Source organism: Gammaproteobacteria bacterium (assembly GCA_035501935.1).
GTDB lineage: Bacteria > Pseudomonadota > Gammaproteobacteria > JAJPIJ01 > JAJPIJ01 > JAJPIJ01.
The window spans coordinates 21,032-40,255 of record DATJVC010000021.1; the positions used below are offsets into that span (position 1 = coordinate 21,032).

General features: G+C 59.4%; 20 protein-coding genes. 12 read left to right on the plus strand and 8 right to left on the minus strand.

Annotated elements, in window-relative coordinates; translation table 11 throughout:
* The first annotated feature begins 219 nt into the window (after positions 1 to 219).
* From VMH34_05275 to VMH34_05290, 4 genes are all read left to right on the plus strand, one after another.
* Positions 220 to 1,398, plus strand: a complete 1,179-nt coding sequence (locus tag VMH34_05275; protein HTT08184.1) for an acetyl-CoA C-acetyltransferase — start codon at positions 220 to 222, stop codon at positions 1,396 to 1,398.
* Positions 1,399 to 1,401: 3 nt separating this feature from the next.
* On the plus strand, positions 1,402 to 2,145 hold the full coding sequence (phbB, locus tag VMH34_05280) for an acetoacetyl-CoA reductase (GenBank protein ID HTT08185.1): 744 nt from the start codon (positions 1,402 to 1,404) through the stop codon (positions 2,143 to 2,145).
* A 16-nt stretch (positions 2,146 to 2,161) separates the two neighbouring features.
* Complete coding sequence (phaR, locus tag VMH34_05285; protein HTT08186.1) at positions 2,162 to 2,677, plus strand: polyhydroxyalkanoate synthesis repressor PhaR; 516 nt, start codon at positions 2,162 to 2,164, stop codon at positions 2,675 to 2,677.
* 72 nt (positions 2,678 to 2,749) lie between these two features.
* Positions 2,750 to 3,055, plus strand: coding sequence for a hypothetical protein (locus VMH34_05290; GenBank protein HTT08187.1), 306 nt, complete (start codon positions 2,750 to 2,752; stop codon positions 3,053 to 3,055).
* 54 nt (positions 3,056 to 3,109) lie between these two features.
* Here VMH34_05290 and VMH34_05295 read toward each other — a convergent pair whose 3' ends face one another.
* On the minus strand, positions 3,110 to 4,957 hold the full coding sequence (locus VMH34_05295) for a phosphoenolpyruvate carboxykinase (GTP) (GenBank protein ID HTT08188.1): 1,848 nt from the start codon (positions 4,955 to 4,957) through the stop codon (positions 3,110 to 3,112).
* 315 nt (positions 4,958 to 5,272) lie between these two features.
* Between VMH34_05295 and VMH34_05300 the strand changes: the two genes are divergently transcribed.
* Both VMH34_05300 and VMH34_05305 read left to right on the plus strand, forming a co-directional pair.
* On the plus strand, positions 5,273 to 5,635 hold the full coding sequence (locus VMH34_05300) for a phasin family protein (protein HTT08189.1): 363 nt from the start codon (positions 5,273 to 5,275) through the stop codon (positions 5,633 to 5,635).
* Between the two features lie 123 nt (positions 5,636 to 5,758).
* On the plus strand, positions 5,759 to 6,013 hold the full coding sequence (locus VMH34_05305) for a hypothetical protein (protein ID HTT08190.1): 255 nt from the start codon (positions 5,759 to 5,761) through the stop codon (positions 6,011 to 6,013).
* A gap of 8 nt (positions 6,014 to 6,021) precedes the next feature.
* Here VMH34_05305 and phaC read toward each other — a convergent pair whose 3' ends face one another.
* Both phaC and phaE read right to left on the minus strand, forming a co-directional pair.
* Complete coding sequence (gene phaC, locus VMH34_05310; GenBank protein ID HTT08191.1) at positions 6,022 to 7,101, minus strand: class III poly(R)-hydroxyalkanoic acid synthase subunit PhaC; 1,080 nt, start codon at positions 7,099 to 7,101, stop codon at positions 6,022 to 6,024.
* Between the two features lie 9 nt (positions 7,102 to 7,110).
* Positions 7,111 to 8,298, minus strand: a complete 1,188-nt coding sequence (phaE, locus tag VMH34_05315) for a class III poly(R)-hydroxyalkanoic acid synthase subunit PhaE (protein HTT08192.1) — start codon at positions 8,296 to 8,298, stop codon at positions 7,111 to 7,113.
* Between the two features lie 174 nt (positions 8,299 to 8,472).
* Between phaE and VMH34_05320 the strand changes: the two genes are divergently transcribed.
* Positions 8,473 to 9,459 (plus strand): 3'(2'),5'-bisphosphate nucleotidase, encoded by a 987-nt coding sequence (locus VMH34_05320; GenBank protein ID HTT08193.1) that lies wholly within the window; start codon positions 8,473 to 8,475, stop codon positions 9,457 to 9,459.
* Positions 9,460 to 9,465: 6 nt separating this feature from the next.
* Here VMH34_05320 and VMH34_05325 read toward each other — a convergent pair whose 3' ends face one another.
* Entirely contained in the window at positions 9,466 to 10,272 is an 807-nt protein-coding gene (locus VMH34_05325) for an ABC transporter permease (GenBank protein ID HTT08194.1), read from the minus strand.
* Positions 10,265 to 11,041, minus strand: a complete 777-nt coding sequence (locus tag VMH34_05330; GenBank protein ID HTT08195.1) for an ABC transporter ATP-binding protein — start codon at positions 11,039 to 11,041, stop codon at positions 10,265 to 10,267. Before VMH34_05330 ends, VMH34_05325 begins: the two co-directional genes overlap by 8 nt.
* A gap of 91 nt (positions 11,042 to 11,132) precedes the next feature.
* On the opposite strand from VMH34_05330, the gene VMH34_05335 reads away from it, so the two are divergent.
* Positions 11,133 to 11,657 (plus strand): hypothetical protein, encoded by a 525-nt coding sequence (locus VMH34_05335; GenBank protein ID HTT08196.1) that lies wholly within the window; start codon positions 11,133 to 11,135, stop codon positions 11,655 to 11,657.
* 12 nt (positions 11,658 to 11,669) lie between these two features.
* On the opposite strand, the gene ffh is transcribed toward VMH34_05335, so the two are convergent.
* Positions 11,670 to 13,028: a signal recognition particle protein gene (ffh, locus tag VMH34_05340; protein HTT08197.1), complete on the minus strand. Its 1,359-nt coding sequence runs from the start codon at positions 13,026 to 13,028 to the stop codon at positions 11,670 to 11,672.
* A 90-nt stretch (positions 13,029 to 13,118) separates the two neighbouring features.
* Between ffh and ccsA the strand changes: the two genes are divergently transcribed.
* Genes ccsA through VMH34_05360 form a run of 4 tightly spaced genes read left to right on the plus strand, consistent with a single transcriptional unit; the run spans position 13,119 to position 17,324 of the window.
* A complete protein-coding gene (gene ccsA / locus VMH34_05345; protein ID HTT08198.1) occupies positions 13,119 to 13,898 on the plus strand; it encodes a cytochrome c biogenesis protein CcsA in 780 nt (259 codons plus the stop codon).
* 53 nt (positions 13,899 to 13,951) lie between these two features.
* Positions 13,952 to 15,271, plus strand: coding sequence for an HlyC/CorC family transporter (locus tag VMH34_05350; GenBank protein HTT08199.1), 1,320 nt, complete (start codon positions 13,952 to 13,954; stop codon positions 15,269 to 15,271).
* Between the two features lie 18 nt (positions 15,272 to 15,289).
* The gene (locus tag VMH34_05355) at positions 15,290 to 15,967 is read left to right on the plus strand and encodes a response regulator transcription factor (protein HTT08200.1); all 678 of its coding nucleotides are present in this window, start codon (positions 15,290 to 15,292) and stop codon (positions 15,965 to 15,967) included.
* Entirely contained in the window at positions 15,954 to 17,324 is a 1,371-nt protein-coding gene (locus VMH34_05360; GenBank protein ID HTT08201.1) for an ATP-binding protein, read from the plus strand. The genes VMH34_05355 and VMH34_05360 overlap by 14 nt, the downstream gene beginning before the upstream one ends.
* A 23-nt stretch (positions 17,325 to 17,347) precedes the next feature.
* On the opposite strand, the gene VMH34_05365 is transcribed toward VMH34_05360, so the two are convergent.
* The gene (locus tag VMH34_05365) at positions 17,348 to 17,653 is read right to left on the minus strand and encodes a hypothetical protein (GenBank protein ID HTT08202.1); all 306 of its coding nucleotides are present in this window, start codon (positions 17,651 to 17,653) and stop codon (positions 17,348 to 17,350) included.
* 132 nt (positions 17,654 to 17,785) lie between these two features.
* Positions 17,786 to 19,144: a DNA repair protein RadA gene (gene radA / locus VMH34_05370; protein HTT08203.1), complete on the minus strand. Its 1,359-nt coding sequence runs from the start codon at positions 19,142 to 19,144 to the stop codon at positions 17,786 to 17,788.
* Between the last annotated feature and the right edge of the window lie 80 nt (positions 19,145 to 19,224).

A 19,224-nucleotide genomic window follows, 5' to 3' on the forward strand; every position in this document is an offset into this window, starting at 1 on the left:
GCCCGATGACAGCGGGCAACCAAAAATCATAAGCAGGCAGATCACACAACGATCAGGACGATTGACCCCGGTACTATTGAGTCACAACATGCCCCTATAGCACAGACAGGTACTTTTTGTTACCATTTCTTGTGCAGTGCAGCGAACAATAATGCTGCAACCCTTTATCGTGTAATGTAATGTGATGTATACCAATTTTGACCCTGAGTGGAAAAGAGCATGCAAAACGTAGTCATTGTCGCGGCAGGACGCACCGCTATCGGCAATTTTTTCGGCGCGTTCGCGGATATGCCGGCCGCACAGCTCGGCGCCAAGGTCATCGCCGCCCTGCTCAAGCAAACCAACCTCAAACCCGAACAAATCGATGAAGTCATTCTGGGCCAGGTATTGACCGCCGGGGTTGGAATGAACCCCGCGCGGCAGGCGGCGATCTATGCCGGCCTTCCGCACACCATCCCATCATTGAACATCAACAAGGTCTGCGGTTCCGGTCTCAAGGCCGTGGCGCTGGCCGCACAGGCCATCCGCGCGGGCGACGCCGAGATCATCATCGCCGGCGGTCAGGAGAACATGACCCTTGCCCCGCACCTGCTGCCCAAATCGCGCGTCGGCACCAAGATGGGCGACTGGCCGCTGAAAGACCACATGATCAACGAAGGCCTGACCGACGTCTTCAACAACTACCACATGGGCATAACCGCCGAGAACATCGCCAAGCAATATGGGTTCACCCGCGAGGCTCAGGACAAGTTTGCCGCCGCTTCGCAACAAAAGGCCGAGGCGGCGCAGAAGGCCGGCAGGTTCAACGACGAGATCATCCCCGTTGAAATCCCGCAAAAGAAGGGTGAACCGCTCATCATCAACAAGGATGAATTTCCGCGTCACGGCACCACCGTCGAGACGCTCGGCAAATTGCGACCAGCCTTCGACAAGGACGGCACGGTCACGGCGGGCAACGCCTCCGGCATAAACGATGGCGCCGCCGCGGTCATCGTCATGAGCGAAAAAAAGGCCGGGGAACTGAACCTGAAGCCGCTGGCCAAGATCGTGGCTTATGCCACTGCCGGCGTCGATCCGAAAATCATGGGCACCGGTCCCATCCCGGCCACCAGGCGCTGCCTGCAAAAGGCCGGCTGGTCGGTGACCGATCTCGATCTGGTGGAAGCCAACGAGGCCTTCGCCGCCCAGGCCATGTCCGTGGACAAGGAGTTGGGGTGGGACACAAACAAGGTCAACGTCAACGGCGGCGCCATCGCCTTGGGTCATCCCATCGGGGCGTCGGGTTGCCGTGTGCTGGTCACCCTGCTGCATGAAATGAAACGCCGCGATGCCAGAAAGGGCCTCGCCACGCTGTGCATCGGCGGCGGCCAGGGCGTGGCGCTGGCAGTGGAAAGATAGACCTTGAAGACGTCACTGCAAGGCAAGGTCGCCGTCGTCACCGGAGGCACAGGCGGCATCGGCACGGCGATTTGCAAGCAGCTTGCGGATTCCGGCGCCAAGATCGCCATCAACTATCGCAACGAGGACAAGCTCAAAAAAATGCAGGCGGCGTGCGAGGGCTATACCTTTCATCCCTTCAAGGCCGACGTCACTGATTTTGAAAGTTGCAAAAAATTCATCGGGGCCGTGGAGAAAAACATCGGCCCGGTTGATATCCTGGTCAACTGCGCCGGCATCACAATGGACACGACCTTGCGCAAGATGACCAAGGAACAATGGGATGGTGTACTGACCACCAATCTCGACAGCGTTTTCAACATGAGCCGCCATGTCGTGCAAGGCATGACGGATAGGGGTTTCGGCCGCATCATCAACATCTCCTCGATCAACGGCCAGAAGGGCCAGCTCGGCCAGACCAACTACTCGGCAGCCAAGGCCGGCATGCACGGCTTTACCATGGCGCTTGCGCAGGAAGTGGCGCGCAGGGGCGTGACGGTCAACACCGTTTCTCCAGGTTATATCGCCACTGAGATGGTGATGGCGGTGCCGGAGGACATTCGCAAACAAATCATCGCACAGATCCCGGTCGGCCGGCTGGGCAAGCCGGAAGAGATCGCCTGCGTGGTGGATTTTCTATGTGCGCCGGAAGCGGCTTTTATCACCGGTGCCAACATTTCCGCCAATGGCGGACAACACATGATGTAACTGGTGGGGGGCAACCATGGCTGAAAAACGCATTATCAAAAAATATCCCAACCGCCGTCTGTACGATACGACGGAAAGCAAATACATCACGCTGGAGGACGTGCGCCATCTGATCATGCAGGGCGTGCCATTCTGCGTGGTTGACAAACAGACGGAGGAAGACATCACGCGCAGCATCCTCCTGCAAATCATCATTGAGCAGGAGGAAGTGGGGGCATCACCCCTTTTTTCCACCGACGCCTTGCAGCAGTTGATTGGCTTCTATGGCAAGTCGCTGCAAAATATGGCGGCCCAGTATATCCAGCAGAGCCTCTCATTATTCACCAACCAGCAGCAACGCCTGGGCGAACAAATGACCCGCGCCGTCAGCAATAACCCGATGACTGCGTGGAGTAAAATGACCGAACAAAACCTCGAACTCTGGCAGCGCATGCAAAACGAATTTCTAAAGGCGGCCGGCATGCCAGTGAGTTCCGGCTCCAGCACCACCGGTACCGCCACCACCCCCACAGAAACTCCTCCCAAAGACTGAAGCGTTTCAACAAAACGGACCGCGGGAGACCTGATTGGCGCCGTCAGGTGGACCCCTGCCCAGTCCTGTGCGATGACCACCGAACTTGTCTGCTGGAAATGCGGCCACATTCTGGGTGGCGCCGGCATATCCATCACCCGGCGTGATCACTGTCCCAAGTGCAATTCGGATCTGCATGTCTGCAAATTCTGTCAGTTCTACGATCTCCGCGCCGCCAGGGCGTGCCGAGAGCCCATCGCCGAGCCGGTGACGGACAAGGAACGCGCCAACTTCTGCGATTATTTCAAAGCCAAGCCCGGCGCCTTCCTCCCGCCAGACCAAACCAAAATTGAAAGCGCCCGCGCCCAACTGGACGCACTTTTCGGCCTCAAAAAATAAAGGCCCCGCCCGCGTTGCGCGGCCGGGGCCTTTAAGTTGTTATTGCAATTTCGCTCAGGCGGCTTTGTTGAGTTCCCAGGTGTCCGGTGAACGGTTGAGCCGCGATAACAGCAACTCGCGTTCCAGTTCCAGTTCGCGGGGCAAACGATCGCCGAACCTGGCGAAAAACTCCTTCTGCTCTTCAGCCTCTGCACGGGCCTTCTCACGATCGATATTCATGATCGAATAGTATTTCTCACGCGGGAAATCGAGCCCGTCCCAATTGAGCGCCGCGTGCGGCGGCAGCCAGCCGATCGGACTTTCCACGCCATGGGCGCGTCCCCTGCAGCGGTCCACGATCCACTTCAGCGCCCGCATGTTCTCGCCAAAACCCGGCCATACGAACTTGCCGTTCTCGTCCTTGCGGAACCAGTTGACACGGAAGATCAGCGGCGGCGTGGATACGCTCTGGCGGCCGATCTTGAGCCAGTGCGACCAGTAATCGGCCATGTTGTAACCGCAAAACGGCAGCATGGCCATCGGATCGCGGCGCATGGCGGCCTGGCCGACGGCGGCAGCGGTGGCCTCCGAACCCATGGTGGCGGCAAGATACACGCCGTGCTCCCAGGAATAACTCTGGAACACCAGCGGGAAATTTTTGCTGACCCGGCCGCCGAAGACAAAGGCGCTGATCGGCACGCCGGCGGGATTCTCCCAGTTGGGATCGATGGATGGGCACTGTCCGGCGGGCGCGGTGAACCGCGCGTTGGGATGCGCAGCGGGGCCATCGCTCGCCGGCGTCCAATCCTTGCCTTTCCAGTCGATGAGATGCGCCGGCGATTGATCGGTCATGCCCTCCCACCACACGTCGCCGTCATCGGTCAGTGCGCAGTTGGTAAAGATACAATTCTGTTTCAACGTCAGCATGGCGTTGGGGTTGGAATGCATCGAGGTGCCCGGCGCCACGCCGAAGTAGCCGGCCTCGGGATTGATGGCGTAGAACTTGCCATCCTTGCCCGGCTTGATCCAGGCGATGTCGTCGCCGATGGTGGTGACCTTCCAGCCCTTGAACCCGTCGACCGGCGGGATCAGCATGGCGAAGTTGGTCTTGCCGCAGGCGCTTGGGAACGCCGCCGCGACGTAGGTTTTTTCACCCTGTGGCGATTCGACGCCAAGGATCAGCATGTGCTCGGCCAGCCATCCCTGTTCCCGCCCCATGACCGAGGCGATGCGCAGCGCGAAGCACTTCTTGCCCAGCAACGCATTGCCGCCGTAGCCGGAACCATACGACCATATTTCCTGGGTTTCCGGGAAATGGGTGATGTATTTGGTGTCGTTGCACGGCCAGACGACATCCTTCTGGCCGGGTGCCAGCGGCGCGCCGACCGAGTGCACGCAGGGGACAAACTTTCCATGCTCGCCCAGCGCATCCAGTGCCTGCTGACCCATGCGGGTCATGATGCGCTGGTTGACGGCGACATAAGGTGAATCGCTGATTTCAACACCGATGTGTGAAATCCCCGAACCGATGGGGCCCATGCTGAATGGCACCACATACATGGTGCGGCCGCGCATGCAGCCGTCGAAAAGTTTATCGAGTATGCCGCGCATTTCCGCGGGATCCATCCAGTTGTTGGTGGGACCGGCGTCTTCTTTTCTGGCGCTGCAGATGAAGGTGCGATCTTCAACGCGTGCCACGTCGCTGGGACTGGAACGCGCAAGGAAACTACCGGGGCGTTTGGCGGGGTTGAGTTTGATAAAGGTGCCGGCCCTTACCAGTTCCTCGCAGAAGCGGTCATATTCCGCCTGCGTTCCATCACACCAATAAATTTTTTCCGGCTTGCAGCGGGCGGCAACATTATCCACCCACTTCAATAGTGCCTTGTTTTTGGTCCTCTTGCTGCCATCGTGCTGGACGGTCATTGACGCGCTCCTAAAATTACTCGTTTAGTTAAAGTCTAAGTATGCGGAGGCTGCGCCCTCCCGCGCCAAATTTCAACATGCCACTCTAACTGAAACACTCCTGTTATATCAAGGGGTTACAATATTGATGCTGCTATGCACTGTAAGTCCGCCTGCCGCTTGAAAATTTGCTTGATCTGTCATAGGTGATGGTCAGTCGCGATTTGCGTGCAAGAGGTATTGACAAGGGGTAAAAATCCCGATATTGTGCGACGCAGCAAATGGTGCGGCGCATCATTGTCAAGAATACTGAATGCCACCAATGAGGATGAAAATATGCAAAACGCCTTCGTAGAACAGTGGGAAGATTTCGGCAAGACCGCCTTGGAAGCAACCAAGGAACTCGAATCGATCAGCACCGGCCTGATCAGCAAGCTGACTGATATCCAGATGCAGATGCTGTCTCTTGCGCTGGAAGCAAACGTCAAGAACATCAATCTGGTCAGTGGCACACGCGACTACAAAGATTTGTTCGCGGCACAGGCCAAGCTGGCTTCCGAGTACAACGAGAAATTGTTCAGCAACGCCAAGAAGACCAGCGAAATCCTTAACGAGGCGCGCGCAGGATTGACTGAGTGGATGTCGACAGTAATGAAGACCACCGCCAAGAAATCCACCAACGGCCGCAAAGCCGCATAAGCATTTACGATTCTGACCTCCCTTCCCTTCATCCGACCCTCCCCGGGGCGGCTCTGAAGGGATTTTTTATGGCTGCGTTTAAGTTGTACTATGCGTGCTATCACTGTCCCGAAGAGGCCGGCCATGAAAATAAAACTCGACATCAATGCCACGCCGAAGGAGCTTCGCGCCTTTTTCGGCATGCCGGATTTTGAGCCCCTGCAAAAGGAGTGGCTCGTCTATCTGCGGGAGAAAATGAAGCAGGGCATGGAAAACTTTGATCCGGCCGCCCTGCTGTCCAATCCGGCCGGCTCCTTCAAGATGTTCGAAGAGATGCAGAAGGCTTTCTGGCAACAATACGCCATGAGGGCCGGAGAAAAAACCGGGGAAGGTGCCTGAACCTGGTCCTACGTGCGCTGATTCACCCAATCGCACGCCGCCGGCGGGATCATTTTCTGCGCCTTGCCACTCACGTAAATGCCGATATGCCCGCCCGGAAATTCCAGTGCGGTGTAGTCCTTGGTGCCGATATAACGTTCCAGCGCCTTGGATGAGGCCGGCGGCACCAGGTGATCATCGGCGGCAAATATATTGAGCACCGGCATGGTAACGTTCTGCAAATCCACCCGGTTGTTGCCGATCATGACCTCGCCCTTGATCAACCCGTTTTTCTGATAAAAATCCTTCATGAACTGGCGGTAAGCCTCGCCGACCTGATCGGGGCTGTCGAAAATCCATTTTTCCATGCGCATGAAATTCTTGGCGGCGACGGGATCATCCAGCGTGTTGATCATATCCATGTATTTCTGACCGAAAAGCCGGAAAGGTTTCAGGGCCAAAAAAGTCCAGTTGAGCATCTCACCGGGAACGTTGCCCATGGTTTCGACGAGTTGATCTATATTCACCTTCCTCACCCAGTGGCTGAGCATGTCATCGGGCGTGTGGAAATCAACCGGCGTCACCGTGGTGATCAAATTACGCACTTTCTGCGGATGGGTGGAGGCGAAACACAAACTGAATGTGCCACCCTGGCAGATGCCGAGGACATTGATGCTGTCGACGCCATGCCGCTTGCGCAAGATATCCACACAACGGCCCATGTAGCCGTTGATATAATCGTCCAGTGTCAGATACAGATCACCGCCGTCCGGATATCCCCAATCAATCAAGTAAACGTCAAGGCCGCCGGCCATCAGGCCTCGTATCATTGAACGGTTGTGCTGAAGATCCGCCATGTAAGGCCGGTTGACCAGCGCATAAACCACCAGCAACGGCACGGGATTGAGTTTTTCCACAAAAGGCTTGAAGCGGTAGAGCACCAGCTTGTCTTCACGGTACACCGCCTCCTTCTCCGTGGCGCCCACGTCGATTTCGCCCAGTTCGCTCAGCGTTTTCATGCCCAGCGAAAGTTTGTTGCCTAATTCCTGCACTTCCTTGATGGCATCGTCTGGTGTGATCTGGAATGGAAACACGGGATGGGGCTCCATATGGAAAATTTACCGACCGGCTTTGGCCGGACGTTGTGATTCGGAGGTGGAATTTTCAGCAGCCATGGTCTTGGTGTCGTCGGCGATGGCCGCCATGGTCGAAACCACCTTTTCCCGGCCTGTTTTTTTCTGCGTCACGGTCTTCGCGGATTCTTCCGCCCGCTCACCGGCAATATCACCCATTTCTTGGGAACGGCGGTTCGCCGGACCACCACGGCCGTTACGATCCCTTTGCAGCGATTTGATGGAACGCCGCAATTCATTCTGGTGCTTGATGATACTGTTCATTTCGCGGCGGGTCGGCATGTTCATGGCGCCAAGATTTTCATCCAGAATGATGCGGGCCTGGTGTTTTACGTCCATGAGGGCATTGACCATTTTTCCATAGACGTCTTGAAACTCGGACGACATGACAAAATTGGCATAAGACTCTTCGCCGGAATCCACCCACAGGTCGTACATCGCGCGCAGGGTCTTGATCGATTCACCCTTCTCGCCCATCTCCACGAGTTTTTTATAGAGACGATCCAGGGTATCCATGCCGAGATGATGATGGGCGCTCAAGTATTCCTGGAACATCTTTTGATAGTTGAGCATGGCGCGGGCGAATCTTTGCAGTTGCTCCTGACTCTCGCGGGTGTAGCCGACACCCGGCACGGAAAGAAAGCGATCGACGCTCTTGTGCATCTGCTCGCCCATTTTTTCCAGCGCCTCGGATCGAACGTTCTGCAAAACATCGCCGGGCATCACGGCGCTGCCCGACATCATGCGGAACCACGTATCCAGGGGCAGTTCGAACATCGCGGAAAAACCACGAAGATAACTTGGAAGTTCCGCAGTCTGCGCCTTGGCAAAGGTGTCCTTGATCGCATCAAAATGGGATTTGAGCTGTTCCTTCCATCCGTCGCCGTCCTTCGCGCCGGCGGGTAGCGCCGTGAGGAATTTCATCAATTCCTGCGCCAGCATCATGAAGGTCTTGCCTTGTTCCACCGCGCGCTCATAGATTTGCCGATGTTCCGGCATGTTCCTGGCCACGGCGCTCCACCAATGGTCCAGCGCCTCCGCCCAATTCCCCCTGGACATCCCACCGGTATCAGACAGTCCCTGGGTGTACATGCGGCTCCAGTTCTCCCAAAACTGCGTCTGGGCCTTGAACCAGTCGGTATTTTCTGTCGATGATGAGGTATCGTTGGCCATGGTTGTTTCGCTTATCGTGAGGTACTTAACTTTATGGTAGGCGGCTTGGTTTATTTATGCTATCACGCCGATTATTGCACTGCAACAAAATCACTTTTAACGGCTCTGCACACGCGTGATGGATATAATCCCCGCACCTACAGCACCCCACCCTGTGCGCATGCCTCCCGTCTTATGACCCCCTTCTTGAATGCCGCGCTCGACGCGGTGGCCATGGCCTGTGTGATCAGCCGGCAGTTGCAATCCAAGCGCAGCGCGGTGGCTGGAATCACCAAGGCCGATCAGAGCCCGGTCACGGTCGCGGATTTTGCCTCCCAAGCCATCATTGCGCGCAGCCTGCAATCACATCTCGGCGCGCTGCGTCTGATCGGCGAAGAAGAGGGCGCCATGTTGCGCGGCGAGGGTGGTGCCTTGCTATGTAATGATGTGACGACCGCGCTGCAAACGCTGTGGCCGGGAACTACGCCGGAGGAGGTAATCGCCGCCGTGGACATCGGCCGGTATGCCACCCTCCCGGGCGGCTACTGGACACTGGATCCCATTGACGGCACCAAGGGTTTCCTGCGCGGTGGGCAGTACGCGATTTCGCTGGCTTATCTGGAGAAGCATCAAGTGCAAATTGCCGTCATGGGGTGCCCCAATCTTGCCGCCGATCCACATGCGCCTCCCGATCGGGCGGATGCCCATGGCGTGATTGTTTATGCCACTGCCGGCGGCGGCAGTTGGTGCGTGCCCGCGAACATTGCCAGTGCGACGCCGATGAGGCTGCAATGTGTCAGCGACATGCCGCAAATTCTGCGGTTATGCGAGTCGGTGGAATCAGCGCACAGCCGCCACGATCTGTCCGCGCGCGTGCTGGCAAATCTAGGCTGCGAAACCTCGACCGTGCGGCTGGACAGTCAGGCGAAATATGCCGTGGTGGCGCGCGGCCAGGCCGACGTATACCTGCGCGTCCCCGGCAAACGCGGCTATGTGGAAAAAATCTGGGACCATGCCGCGGGCAGCCTGATCGCCACCGAGGCCGGCGCCGTGGTCACGGACGCCGACGGACGTCCCCTGGACTGGAGCACGGGCGGCGATCTGGCGCACAACCGCGGCATACTCTGCGCCTCGCCGCACTGGCACGCCCGCGTATTGAACAGCCTGCGGCAACTGCAATAAAAACCGTCATTCGCCGGCCTGCAGCAACAGCCCCTTCTCCCGCGCACTCTGGAAGGTGTGGAATAAGACCCAGCACCCCAGCGCCAGATAAAGTAACGCCATCAACACACTGCCCGCGAACAAGTGCAGATCGAAGCGGTGTTCAATCAACACCGCCCGCATGCCTTCGAACACATAGCTGCTGGGTACGGCCCACGCCAACGGACGGATAATCTCCGGCAGGGTCGAGATGGGATAATAAATGCCGCTGATCGGCGCCAACGCGAAGATCGAGGCCCAGGCCAGGCTTTCAACGCCGAGTCCATAGCGCAGCAATGCCGCGCAAATCAGGAGCCCCACCGCCCAGCCGAACATCAGCAGCACGCTGAAAAATGCAATCAACGGAACCCCCATGTCGAATATGGAGTAGTGATAGAGCGGAATGGCCAGCAAGGCGGCGGTGCCGACGCCAATCACGGCGCGCAACACACTGATGACCAGCAATGCGCAGATAAACTCATAGGGACGCAACGGGCTGGAAAACAAATGCCCGAAATTCCGCGCATATAATTCCTCCATGAATACCACGGATACACCCAGCTGCGCGCGGAACAATACGTCCCACAGCAGCACCGCCGCGATCAGCACGCCGCCGGCCTGCGCCACCCACGAACTGTGGGTGCTGAAAAAGCGCGTCACCAGGCCCCAGATGATCATCTGCACCGTCGGCCAGTACACCTGGTCGATGATACGCGGCCAGGAGCCACGCAGCAGGTAGAGATAACGCAGCACGATGGCGTACACGCGTCCCCAGTTGAAGCCATTTTTAAACATGCGTGACCTCACCGTTTCCCGCCACCACGCGGCTGTCGCCGTTCTCATCGCGGGCAATGTCGAGAAACACCTGTTCCAGGGAGGCGCGGCCGTAGCGGGCAATGAGTTGCGCGGGTTCCCCCTGATCCACCAGACGCCCGGTGCGCATGATCATGACCCGGTCACAAATACGCTCGACCTCGCTCATGTTGTGCGAGCTCAAGAGCACGGTCGCCTGCGTGCGCTGCTGGTAGGCGAGAAGCAAGCCGCGCACGCGGTCGGCATTGTCTGGATCCAGAGACGCCGTCGGTTCGTCCAGCAATATCAAGTCGGGATCGTTCAACAACGCCTTGGCCAGCGTCACACGTGTTTTCTGTCCGGCGGATAGCGTGCGATATTTGCGATCCATGATGCCGCCTATCGCCAGTTCTTCGGCCAGTTGCCGCAGGCGCTGCGGTCGGTTCTTGACGTCGTACAGGCGCGCGTACACCGTAAGGTTTTCGCGCACGCTCAGGCTCTGCGGCAATTCCACGTAGGGCGAGGAGAAATTCATGCGTTCAAGGCACCGGTAACGGTGCTGGCTCATATCCAGGCCGAAGATCGTGATGCGCCCCGCCGTCGGCGTAACCAGACCGAGCAGCATGGCCAGGGTTGTGGTCTTGCCGGCGCCATTGGCCCCCAACAGGCCATAAATCCCACCCCGTCGCAATTGAAAGCTGACGTCATCCACCGCCCGTATCGGGCCGTAATACTTGCTCAAATGCTCCACATTCAGCACAAATTCATTCATGGGAAGTCATCATCTTCTGTAAGACTTGATATACGGGACAAGCGCAACACCCTATAATTTTGATGCCAGACAGCGCTGGAGAAAAATAACCATGAATATCCGCCCGCTCATTACACTCGTTTTTTCATTGCTCGCAGGAATGGGATCGTACGGAGCCAGTGCCTATGACACCAACGGCGCGGACGAGTTCTCCCATCTGACACTGCGTGGCATTCAAACCATCGCCCTGGACTTCAATGGTTTTTATGGCGACGTGCAGAGGTGCGGAGTCAGTGAAGACAGCTTGCGATCGGAGATAGAGCGGCGGCTGGTCCAAGCCGGCCTCAAACTCATCCCGCGCGATCAAATCGCCCAAACGCCGCAAGCCGCCCTGTTACTGGTGGATCTGCATGTCGATTATGCCAGTTACTACTATTACTCCTATTCCGTGGCCTTGAAGCTCAAGCAGAAGATCCCGCTCGCCGATCCGCAATCCTACACCTCGGAGACGGTATGGACGCGGGGGAACAATGGCATCGCTGAATTCAGCCGTCTGTGCAAAATCTATGACGAGACCCGGGCGCTGGTCGATGTCTTTGTCGCCGAGCATGCCGCACAAAACGCGGCGCCACGCTGATCTACTGCAAAGTTAAAACGGCATGCCAGGCGGACGCTGGCCGCGTAGACCGCGCAGCAGTCCCATCAGTCCGCCTTTCTTCGAAACGCGCTTCATCATCTTCTGCATCTGGTCGAACTGCTTCAGCAACCGGTTGACGTCCTGGACCTGCGTGCCGGAACCGTCGGCGATGCGCTTCTTGCGCGAGGCCTTGATCACGTCCGGGTAGGCGCGCTCCTGCCGCGTCATCGAGTCGATGATGGCCGTCATTTTTTTAATTTCCTTGTCGCCGGCGCCCGCCGAGATCGCCTTCGGCAGTTCGGCGACGCCCGGGAGTTTGCTCATCAACGCGCCGATGCCGCCCATGTTGTTCATCTGCTGCAACTGATCGCGCAGGTCGGTTAAATCGAATGATTTTCCCTTCTTGATCTTGTCGGCCAGTTCCAGCGCCTTGTCCTTGTCGACCTTTTTCTCCACGTCCTCGATGAGACCCAGCACGTCACCCATGCCCAGGATGCGGGCCGCCAGCCGATCCGGGTGGAACGGCTCCAGCGCCGTGGTCTTCTCGCCCACGCCAAGGAACTTGATCGGCTTGCCGGTCACCTGCCGCACCGACAAGGCGACGCCGCCGCGCGCATCGCCATCGGCCTTGGTGACGATTACTCCAGTCAAAGGAATGGTTTGATCGAAGACGCGCGCCGTGTTGACCGCGTCCTGCCCCATCATGCCGTCCACCACGAACAGCGTCTCGACCGGATGGAGCGCGGAGTGAAGTTGTTTGATTTCCGCCATCATGTCCGCGTCGATGTGCAGGCGGCCGGCGGTATCGACCAGCAACACGTCGCGATAATGCGTGCGGGCGTGCTGCAGCGCGTCGGTGACAATCTGCACCGGTCGCTGCCCGGTATCGCTGGGGAAGAAATCGACGCCCACTTCGGCGGCCAGGATGCGCAACTGCTCGATGGCGGCCGGCCGGTAGACGTCGGCGCTCACCACCAGGACGGATTTGCGGTCCTCCTTCAGCCGGCGCGCGAGTTTGGCCACGGTGGTGGTCTTGCCGGAACCCTGCAGGCCCGCCATCAGCACCACCGCGGGCGGTGTCGCGCGCAGGTTGAGTGCATCGTTGGCCTGGCCCATGATGGCCGTCAATTCATCGCGCACGATGCGGATGAGCGCCTGGCCCGGCGTCAACGTGGAAAAAACCTCCTCGCCCACGGCGCGATTGCGCACATGTTCGATGAACTCGCGCACCACGGGGAGGGCCACGTCCGCTTCCAGCAGCGCCATGCGCACTTCGCGCAGCGTCTGATCGATATTTTCCGCTGTTAAACGCCCCTGCCCGCGCAGGTTCTTGATAATCTGGCTTAAGCGCTGCGTCAGACTGTCAAACATGCGTTTTCCCTCATCATCATTTGTGCCGGCATGGGCCCAGGCGGGCGGTAAACTTCAACCTACCGGCGCATTATGCCATCATGTTGAACGATGAGCCCCGCCCTGCCCAGCGTCGCCGCTTTGGTGCTGTATTTGATCGCCGCATCCCGTCAGGCCCGCGTCATGGCCCTGCCCTACGGATGGGCCGGCGCCGCAGTGGTTTTGCACGGACTGGGGCTATGGCGCGGAATACACACCGATGCAGGCATTAATCTGGGGATTTTCAACAGCGCCTCCCTGGTGATGTTCATCATTGCAGTGATCTTGATCGCCATGTCCATTTACCGGCCAGTGGGCGGCCTGGCGCTCATCGTGTTCCCCGCCGCCGCGCTGACCATACTGCTGGACGTGATCTTCACCAGCCAGCGCCTGCTGCCCCCCGACACCCCGCCGGGGGTCAGCGTGCATATCGTACTTTCACTGCTCGCCTACAGCGTGCTGGCCATCGCCGCGCTGGAGGCCGTGCTGCTGGCCGTCGCCGATCATTTATTGCGGCAGCACCGCCCTCATCAGGTATTGCTCGCGCTGCCGCCGCTCGCCACCATGGAGTCGCTGCTTTTCCAACTGCTGGCCGGCGGGCTGTTTCTACTCAGCCTGGGGTTGATCAGCGGCTTCATGTTCGTCGAAAACCTCATGGCCCAGCATCTGGTGCACAAAACCGTGCTGTCGCTGCTGGCCTGGTGCGTCTTCGCCCTGCTGCTGTGGGGACGTTATCAGCGCGGCTGGCGCGGGCGCATCGCGGTCAACTACACGCTGGGCGGCTTCGCGCTGCTGGCACTGGCGTTTTTCGGCTCCGAATTCGTGTTGCAGTTGATTCTCCACCGCGTTTGAACATCCACCATTTTTCGCCAATGGGTTAACGGCTCGACCGTATCGAGGTCACCATGGAATACATCCCACTGCAGTCCCTGCTGATTATTCTGGCCACCCTGCTGCTGTTGTCCGCCTGCTTCGCCGGTTCGGAAACGGCAATGATGGCGCTCAACCGCTACCGGCTGCGTCACCTGACCACCCAGAAAAACAGCGGCGCGATCAAGGCGCAGCAACTGCTGGAACGTCCGGATCGTTTGATCGGACTGCTGCTGGTCGGCAACACCTTTACCAATTTCGCCGTTTCCCAGGTTGCGACCTTCATCGGACTTTCGCTTTTCCATGGCTCGAAGCATCAGACCGAGGGCGTCGCGGCCCTGGGATTCGCGGTGGGCACGATACTGCTGATCGTGAGCGAGGTCATGCCGAAGACCATCGCCGCGCTCTATCCGGAACGCGTCGCACTGCCCGCCGCACACGTGTTGCAGCCGCTGCTGAACGTCACCTACCCGCTGATCTGGCTGTTCAACGTCATCGCCAATGCACTGCTCCGGCTGCTGGGGATCCGCACGGAAAAAGGCGAGGAGATGGCTTTGAGCCGCGAGGAACTCCGCACCGTGGTGAAGGAGGCCGGGGCCATCATTCCCCGGCAGCACCAGAACATGCTGTTCGCCATTCTCGATCTGGAAAAGGGCAAGGTCGAGGACATCATGGTGCCGCGCAATGAAATCAGCGGTATCGATCTCGACGCCAGTCCCGGCGATCTCGTCGACCAGCTCGCCGGCAGCCACCATGTGCGCATACCGGTCTATCGCGGCAGCATCGATCACATCGTCGGTGTGCTGCATGTGCGCCGCCTGCCGCGCCTGCTGGCCGATGATCGTCGGGTGACGGTCGAGGAAATCGAATCCGCCATGGATGAGCCCTACTATGTGCCGGTCGGTACGCCGCTGCACAAGCAATTACTGAATTTCCAGCACCATCGCGAGCGCGTGGGACTGGTGGTCGACGAATACGGCGATCTGCAGGGACTCGTGACCCTTGAGGACTTGCTGGAGGAGATCGTCGGCGAATTCACCACCGACGCCTTGAGCTTTTCCAGGGATATTTTCCCGCAGGAAGACGGCAGCTACCTGGTGGACGGCTCGACCAGCCTGCGCGAGATCAACCGCGTGCTGAAATGGAAACTGCCGACGCACGGCGCCCGCACCTTGAATGGCCTCATCCTGGAAATGCTGGAAAGCATTCCCGAACCGGGCACCGGTCTGCGCATCGCCGGTTACACCATCGAGATCGTGCAGACCAGCGAGCAGGCGGTGAAGACCGCGCGTCTGCGCGCCAAGCCGGCGAGCGCGGCCACCCGCGCGCCTGCGGGTGGTGACGGGGCGGCTTAGGCTGCAGTCATCTCCCCAATGCGCATACTGGTCATCGAAGACGACCCGCAAACCGCCGCTTACCTGCGCAAGGGCCTCAAAGAAGGCGGCTATGCCGTCGACCACGCCGCCGACGGCGTCGAAGGCGAGCATCTGGCGGCCGCCGAACCTTACGCCCTGCTCATCGTTGATCGCAATCTGCCCAGGCGCGACGGCCTGAGCGTCATCCGCAACCTGCGCGCCCGGGGCGTCACCACGCCCATTCTGATCCTCAGCCAATTGTCGCAGACCGATCACCGTGTCGAAGGCCTGCGCGCCGGCGCCGATGACTATCTGCCCAAACCCTACGCCTTCGCCGAGCTGATGGCGCGTGTGGAGGCGCTGATCCGGCGCGCCAGCCCGGCGCCCGCCACCACGGTGTTGACACTGGGCGATCTACGCATGGATCTGGTCGCGCGCAGCGTTTCCCGCCAGGGCAGGATCATCGATCTCCAGCCGCGCGAATTTCAATTGCTCGAATACCTGCTGCGCCATGCCGGTCAGGTGGTTACGCGCACCATGCTGCTTGAAGGCGTCTGGGGTTATCACTTCGATCCGCAGACCAACGTCATCGATGTGCACATCAGCAGGCTGCGGCAGAAAATCGACACTGGCTTCGATTCGTCGCTGCTGCGCACCGTGCGCGGCGCCGGTTACTGCCTGCGTGTTGAAGTTTAATCTTATCCGCACGCCGACCTTCCGGCTGACGCTGCTGTTTGCGGCGGTGTTCGGCGTAATCACCGTTGTCTTGTTCGGCTTCCTCTACCGCCTCACCATCGGTTCAATCGCCCGGGAGACCGATGAAGTCATCATCGAACAGATTCAGGGATTGCGGGACGTATACACCCGTCTCGGCCCGCAGGGACTGATCGACGTGATCAACGAGCGCACCCAGGATCCGACCGAACGCGATGCGATCTATCTGCTGGCGGACGCAAAGGGTACGCCGCTGGCGGGCAACCTGTCGAAATGGCCGGCCGAACACCTGCGTCCCGCGAGGTGGATTGAATTCGGCGTCGACGCGACGGAATACGGGAAAACCATCTCTCATCAGGCCCGCGCGCACAGTTTTACGCTGGATAACGATCTCTATCTCCTGGTCGGCCAGGACATCGATCAACAACGCGATTTTCGCGATCGCATGACGATGGCGTTGGGCTGGGGACTTGCGTTGATGCTGGGTCTGGGATTGATCGGCGGCGCGTTGGTCAGCCGCAATTTCCTGAGCAGCATTGAACGCATCGTACAGGTGAGCCAGCGCATCACTGACGGTGACCTGAGCCGCCGTGTGCCGGTCGGCGGCTCGGGTGATGCACTGGATCGACTGGCGGCCCATTTGAACGATATGTTGGAACGCCTGGAGAATCTGATGCATGGCATGCGCGCCATCAGCGACGGACTGGCCCACAACCTGCGCAGCCCGGTGACCCATCTGCGCAATCAGATCGAATGGGCGCTGAACGCGGCCCGGGACACCGATGACTATCGCGCCAGTCTGGAACAGGCGCTGACAGAGGCCGATCGCCTGAACAGCCTCTTCGAAACACTGCTCGACATCGCCAGAGCGGAATCCGGCGCCATCAACCTGCCGTTTGAGGACATCAACCTCGACGCATTGCTGCGGGAACTCATTGAACTTTACGAGCCGCTGGCAGAGACACGGCAGCAGCACATCGCGTTCCACGGCAATCCAGCCGTCAGCATCCGTGGCAATCGCCAGTTACTCGCGCATTGCTTCGCCAATCTCATCGACAATGCCATCAAGTACAGTCCGCGGGCAGGGCAGATTGGCATTCATCTGGGCGCGGACGGCCGTCCCAGCGCGCGGATCAGCGACCGCGGCCCTGGAATACCGAAGGCCGGGCGCGATATGGCGTTGCAGCGTTTTTCCCGCCTCTCCGGCAGCGAATCGGTGCCCGGCAGCGGGCTGGGCCTGAGTCTGGTGGCGGCGGTGGCGAAACTCCATCGCGCGCGGCTCGATCTGGATGACAATGCGCCGGGACTGCGCGTGACCCTGACCTTCCCGCCCGGCTGAAAACCTGATTCAATAAATGCCGATCAGTTGACCGCTTTGACGCCCAGTGCCTTCAGCGCCGCATGCAGGTGTTTGCTGCCTTCCTTGTAATTGCCATCGCTGCACAACCTGGTGCCCTCATCCTTGTGTTTGCTGGCCGTGGCCAGTTTGGAGGCCTTGGGATGCGAAGCGATCGCGGCGTCGACCTGCTCTTCCAACGACTTGCAGGTTTCCGCCGTGGGCACCTGCTTTTTCGTCGCGGCAATGACGCTGCTCGCACTGGCCACAGTAATCGCCGCGGCAAACCCCATGACGGCATAGCGATAAGCGGTGGGAAAGCGGACGTTCATGATTTTATCTCCAGATGCACATGGCTTGCGGATTTTCGGTTCAGTCGACAAAACCGGATGGAGGCACAATAACAATATGATAATGATCCGGGTTTTAACAACACATTAACTTTTGTTAATGTTTGATGATGCTTACCACTGCGCGAGTGCCTCGGTGAGCGTGGTTACCGCCTGGATTTTCACCCCCTCGATTTTTTCCTTCGGCGCGTTGGCCTTGGGCACGATGGCCTGCGTGTAACCATGCTTGGCCGCTTCGCGCAATCGTTCCGGCCCGCCCGGCACCGGCCGGATCTCGCCGGCCAATCCCACCTCGCCGAACACCACCAGTTCCTGCGGCAGCGGCTTGCCGCGCAGGCTGGAGAGCACCGCCAGCAGCACCGCGAGATCGGCGCCGGTCTCCGACACGCGCACGCCGCCGACCACGTTCACGAACACGTCTTGATCGTAGGTGACGATGCCGGCGTGGCGGTGGGCGATGGCGAGCAGCATCGCCAGACGGTTGCCGTCCAGTCCCACGGTCACGCGGCGCGGGTTGGACAGTTTCGATTCATCGACCAGCGCCTGCACCTCGACCAGCAACGGCCGCGTCCCCTCGCGCGTCACCATCACCACGCTGCCTGGTACGTCCTTCTCGTGCCGTGACAGAAAGATCGCCGAGGGATTGGTCACCTCGCGCAGCCCCTTGTCGGTCATCGCGAACACGCCGAGTTCGTTCACCGCGCCGTAGCGGTTCTTCACCGCGCGCACCACGCGGTAGCGGCTGCCGCCGTCGCCCTCGAAATAAAGCACCGTGTCGACCATGTGCTCCAGCACGCGCGGGCCGGCCAGCGCACCCTCCTTGGTGACGTGGCCGACGAGATACATCGAAACCCCGCTGGTCTTGGCATACCGCACGAGTTGCGCCGCGCTCTCGCGCACCTGGCTCACGCTGCCCGGCGCCGAGGTCAGCAGCTCCGTGTACATCGTCTGGATGGAATCGACCACCATCAAGCGCGGCGACTCGCGCTTCGCCAGCTCCAGCGCGCGCTCGATATTCGTCTCCGTCAGCAGGCGGATGGATTTCGCGTCGATGCCGAGCCGGCGCGCGCGCATCGCAATCTGGCGCGAGGATTCCTCGCCGCTGACGTAGAGCGTGGGAAGCTCGGAACCGACCGCGGCGAGCATCTGCAACAACAGCGTGGATTTGCCGATGCCCGGATCGCCGCCGATGAGTACCACCGATCCGGCGACCACGCCGCCACCCAGCACGCGATCGAGCTCGGCAATATTTGTCGGCAGCCGTGGCTCGTCCCCGGCCGCCACTTCGTTCAGGTTGTGGATGGTGGCCGCTTCGCCGCTGACGCCGGCGAAGCGCGGATTCGACTTGGAGGGCCTGGCCTCGACCATCGTCTCGACAAAGGTGTTCCAGGCTCCGCAGTCAGAGCACTGCCCCGCCCATTTGGGCGATATGGCCCCGCATTCCTGGCACTGGTATTGCGTCTTTGCGCGCATAGTTGCGTATTCTGCCAGACCCGCCCAGAATAAATCGAATTCAGCCCTCCCGGATTTTCAAGGATAGTCAACTGACCAAA

Bases quoted from the DNA above. Each gene is read 5' to 3' on its own strand.
- VMH34_05275 (HTT08184.1), top strand. From the start codon at position 220: ATGCAAAACGTAGTCATTGTCGCGGCAGGACGCACCGCTATCGGCAAT.
- phaR (HTT08186.1), top strand. From the start codon at position 2,162: ATGGCTGAAAAACGCATTATCAAAAAATATCCCAACCGCCGTCTGTAC.
- VMH34_05290 (HTT08187.1), top strand. From the start codon at position 2,750: ATGACCACCGAACTTGTCTGCTGGAAATGCGGCCACATTCTGGGTGGC.
- VMH34_05295 (HTT08188.1), bottom strand. From the start codon at position 4,957: ATGACCGTCCAGCACGATGGCAGCAAGAGGACCAAAAACAAGGCACTA.
- VMH34_05300 (HTT08189.1), top strand. From the start codon at position 5,273: ATGCAAAACGCCTTCGTAGAACAGTGGGAAGATTTCGGCAAGACCGCC.
- VMH34_05305 (HTT08190.1), top strand. From the start codon at position 5,759: ATGAAAATAAAACTCGACATCAATGCCACGCCGAAGGAGCTTCGCGCC.
- phaC (HTT08191.1), bottom strand. From the start codon at position 7,101: ATGGAGCCCCATCCCGTGTTTCCATTCCAGATCACACCAGACGATGCC.
- phaE (HTT08192.1), bottom strand. From the start codon at position 8,298: ATGGCCAACGATACCTCATCATCGACAGAAAATACCGACTGGTTCAAG.
- VMH34_05320 (HTT08193.1), top strand. From the start codon at position 8,473: ATGACCCCCTTCTTGAATGCCGCGCTCGACGCGGTGGCCATGGCCTGT.
- VMH34_05325 (HTT08194.1), bottom strand. From the start codon at position 10,272: ATGTTTAAAAATGGCTTCAACTGGGGACGCGTGTACGCCATCGTGCTG.
- VMH34_05330 (HTT08195.1), bottom strand. From the start codon at position 11,041: ATGAATGAATTTGTGCTGAATGTGGAGCATTTGAGCAAGTATTACGGC.
- VMH34_05335 (HTT08196.1), top strand. From the start codon at position 11,133: ATGAATATCCGCCCGCTCATTACACTCGTTTTTTCATTGCTCGCAGGA.
- ffh (HTT08197.1), bottom strand. From the start codon at position 13,028: ATGTTTGACAGTCTGACGCAGCGCTTAAGCCAGATTATCAAGAACCTG.
- ccsA (HTT08198.1), top strand. From the start codon at position 13,119: ATGAGCCCCGCCCTGCCCAGCGTCGCCGCTTTGGTGCTGTATTTGATC.
- VMH34_05350 (HTT08199.1), top strand. From the start codon at position 13,952: ATGGAATACATCCCACTGCAGTCCCTGCTGATTATTCTGGCCACCCTG.
- VMH34_05355 (HTT08200.1), top strand. From the start codon at position 15,290: ATGCGCATACTGGTCATCGAAGACGACCCGCAAACCGCCGCTTACCTG.
- VMH34_05365 (HTT08202.1), bottom strand. From the start codon at position 17,653: ATGAACGTCCGCTTTCCCACCGCTTATCGCTATGCCGTCATGGGGTTT.
- radA (HTT08203.1), bottom strand. From the start codon at position 19,144: ATGCGCGCAAAGACGCAATACCAGTGCCAGGAATGCGGGGCCATATCG.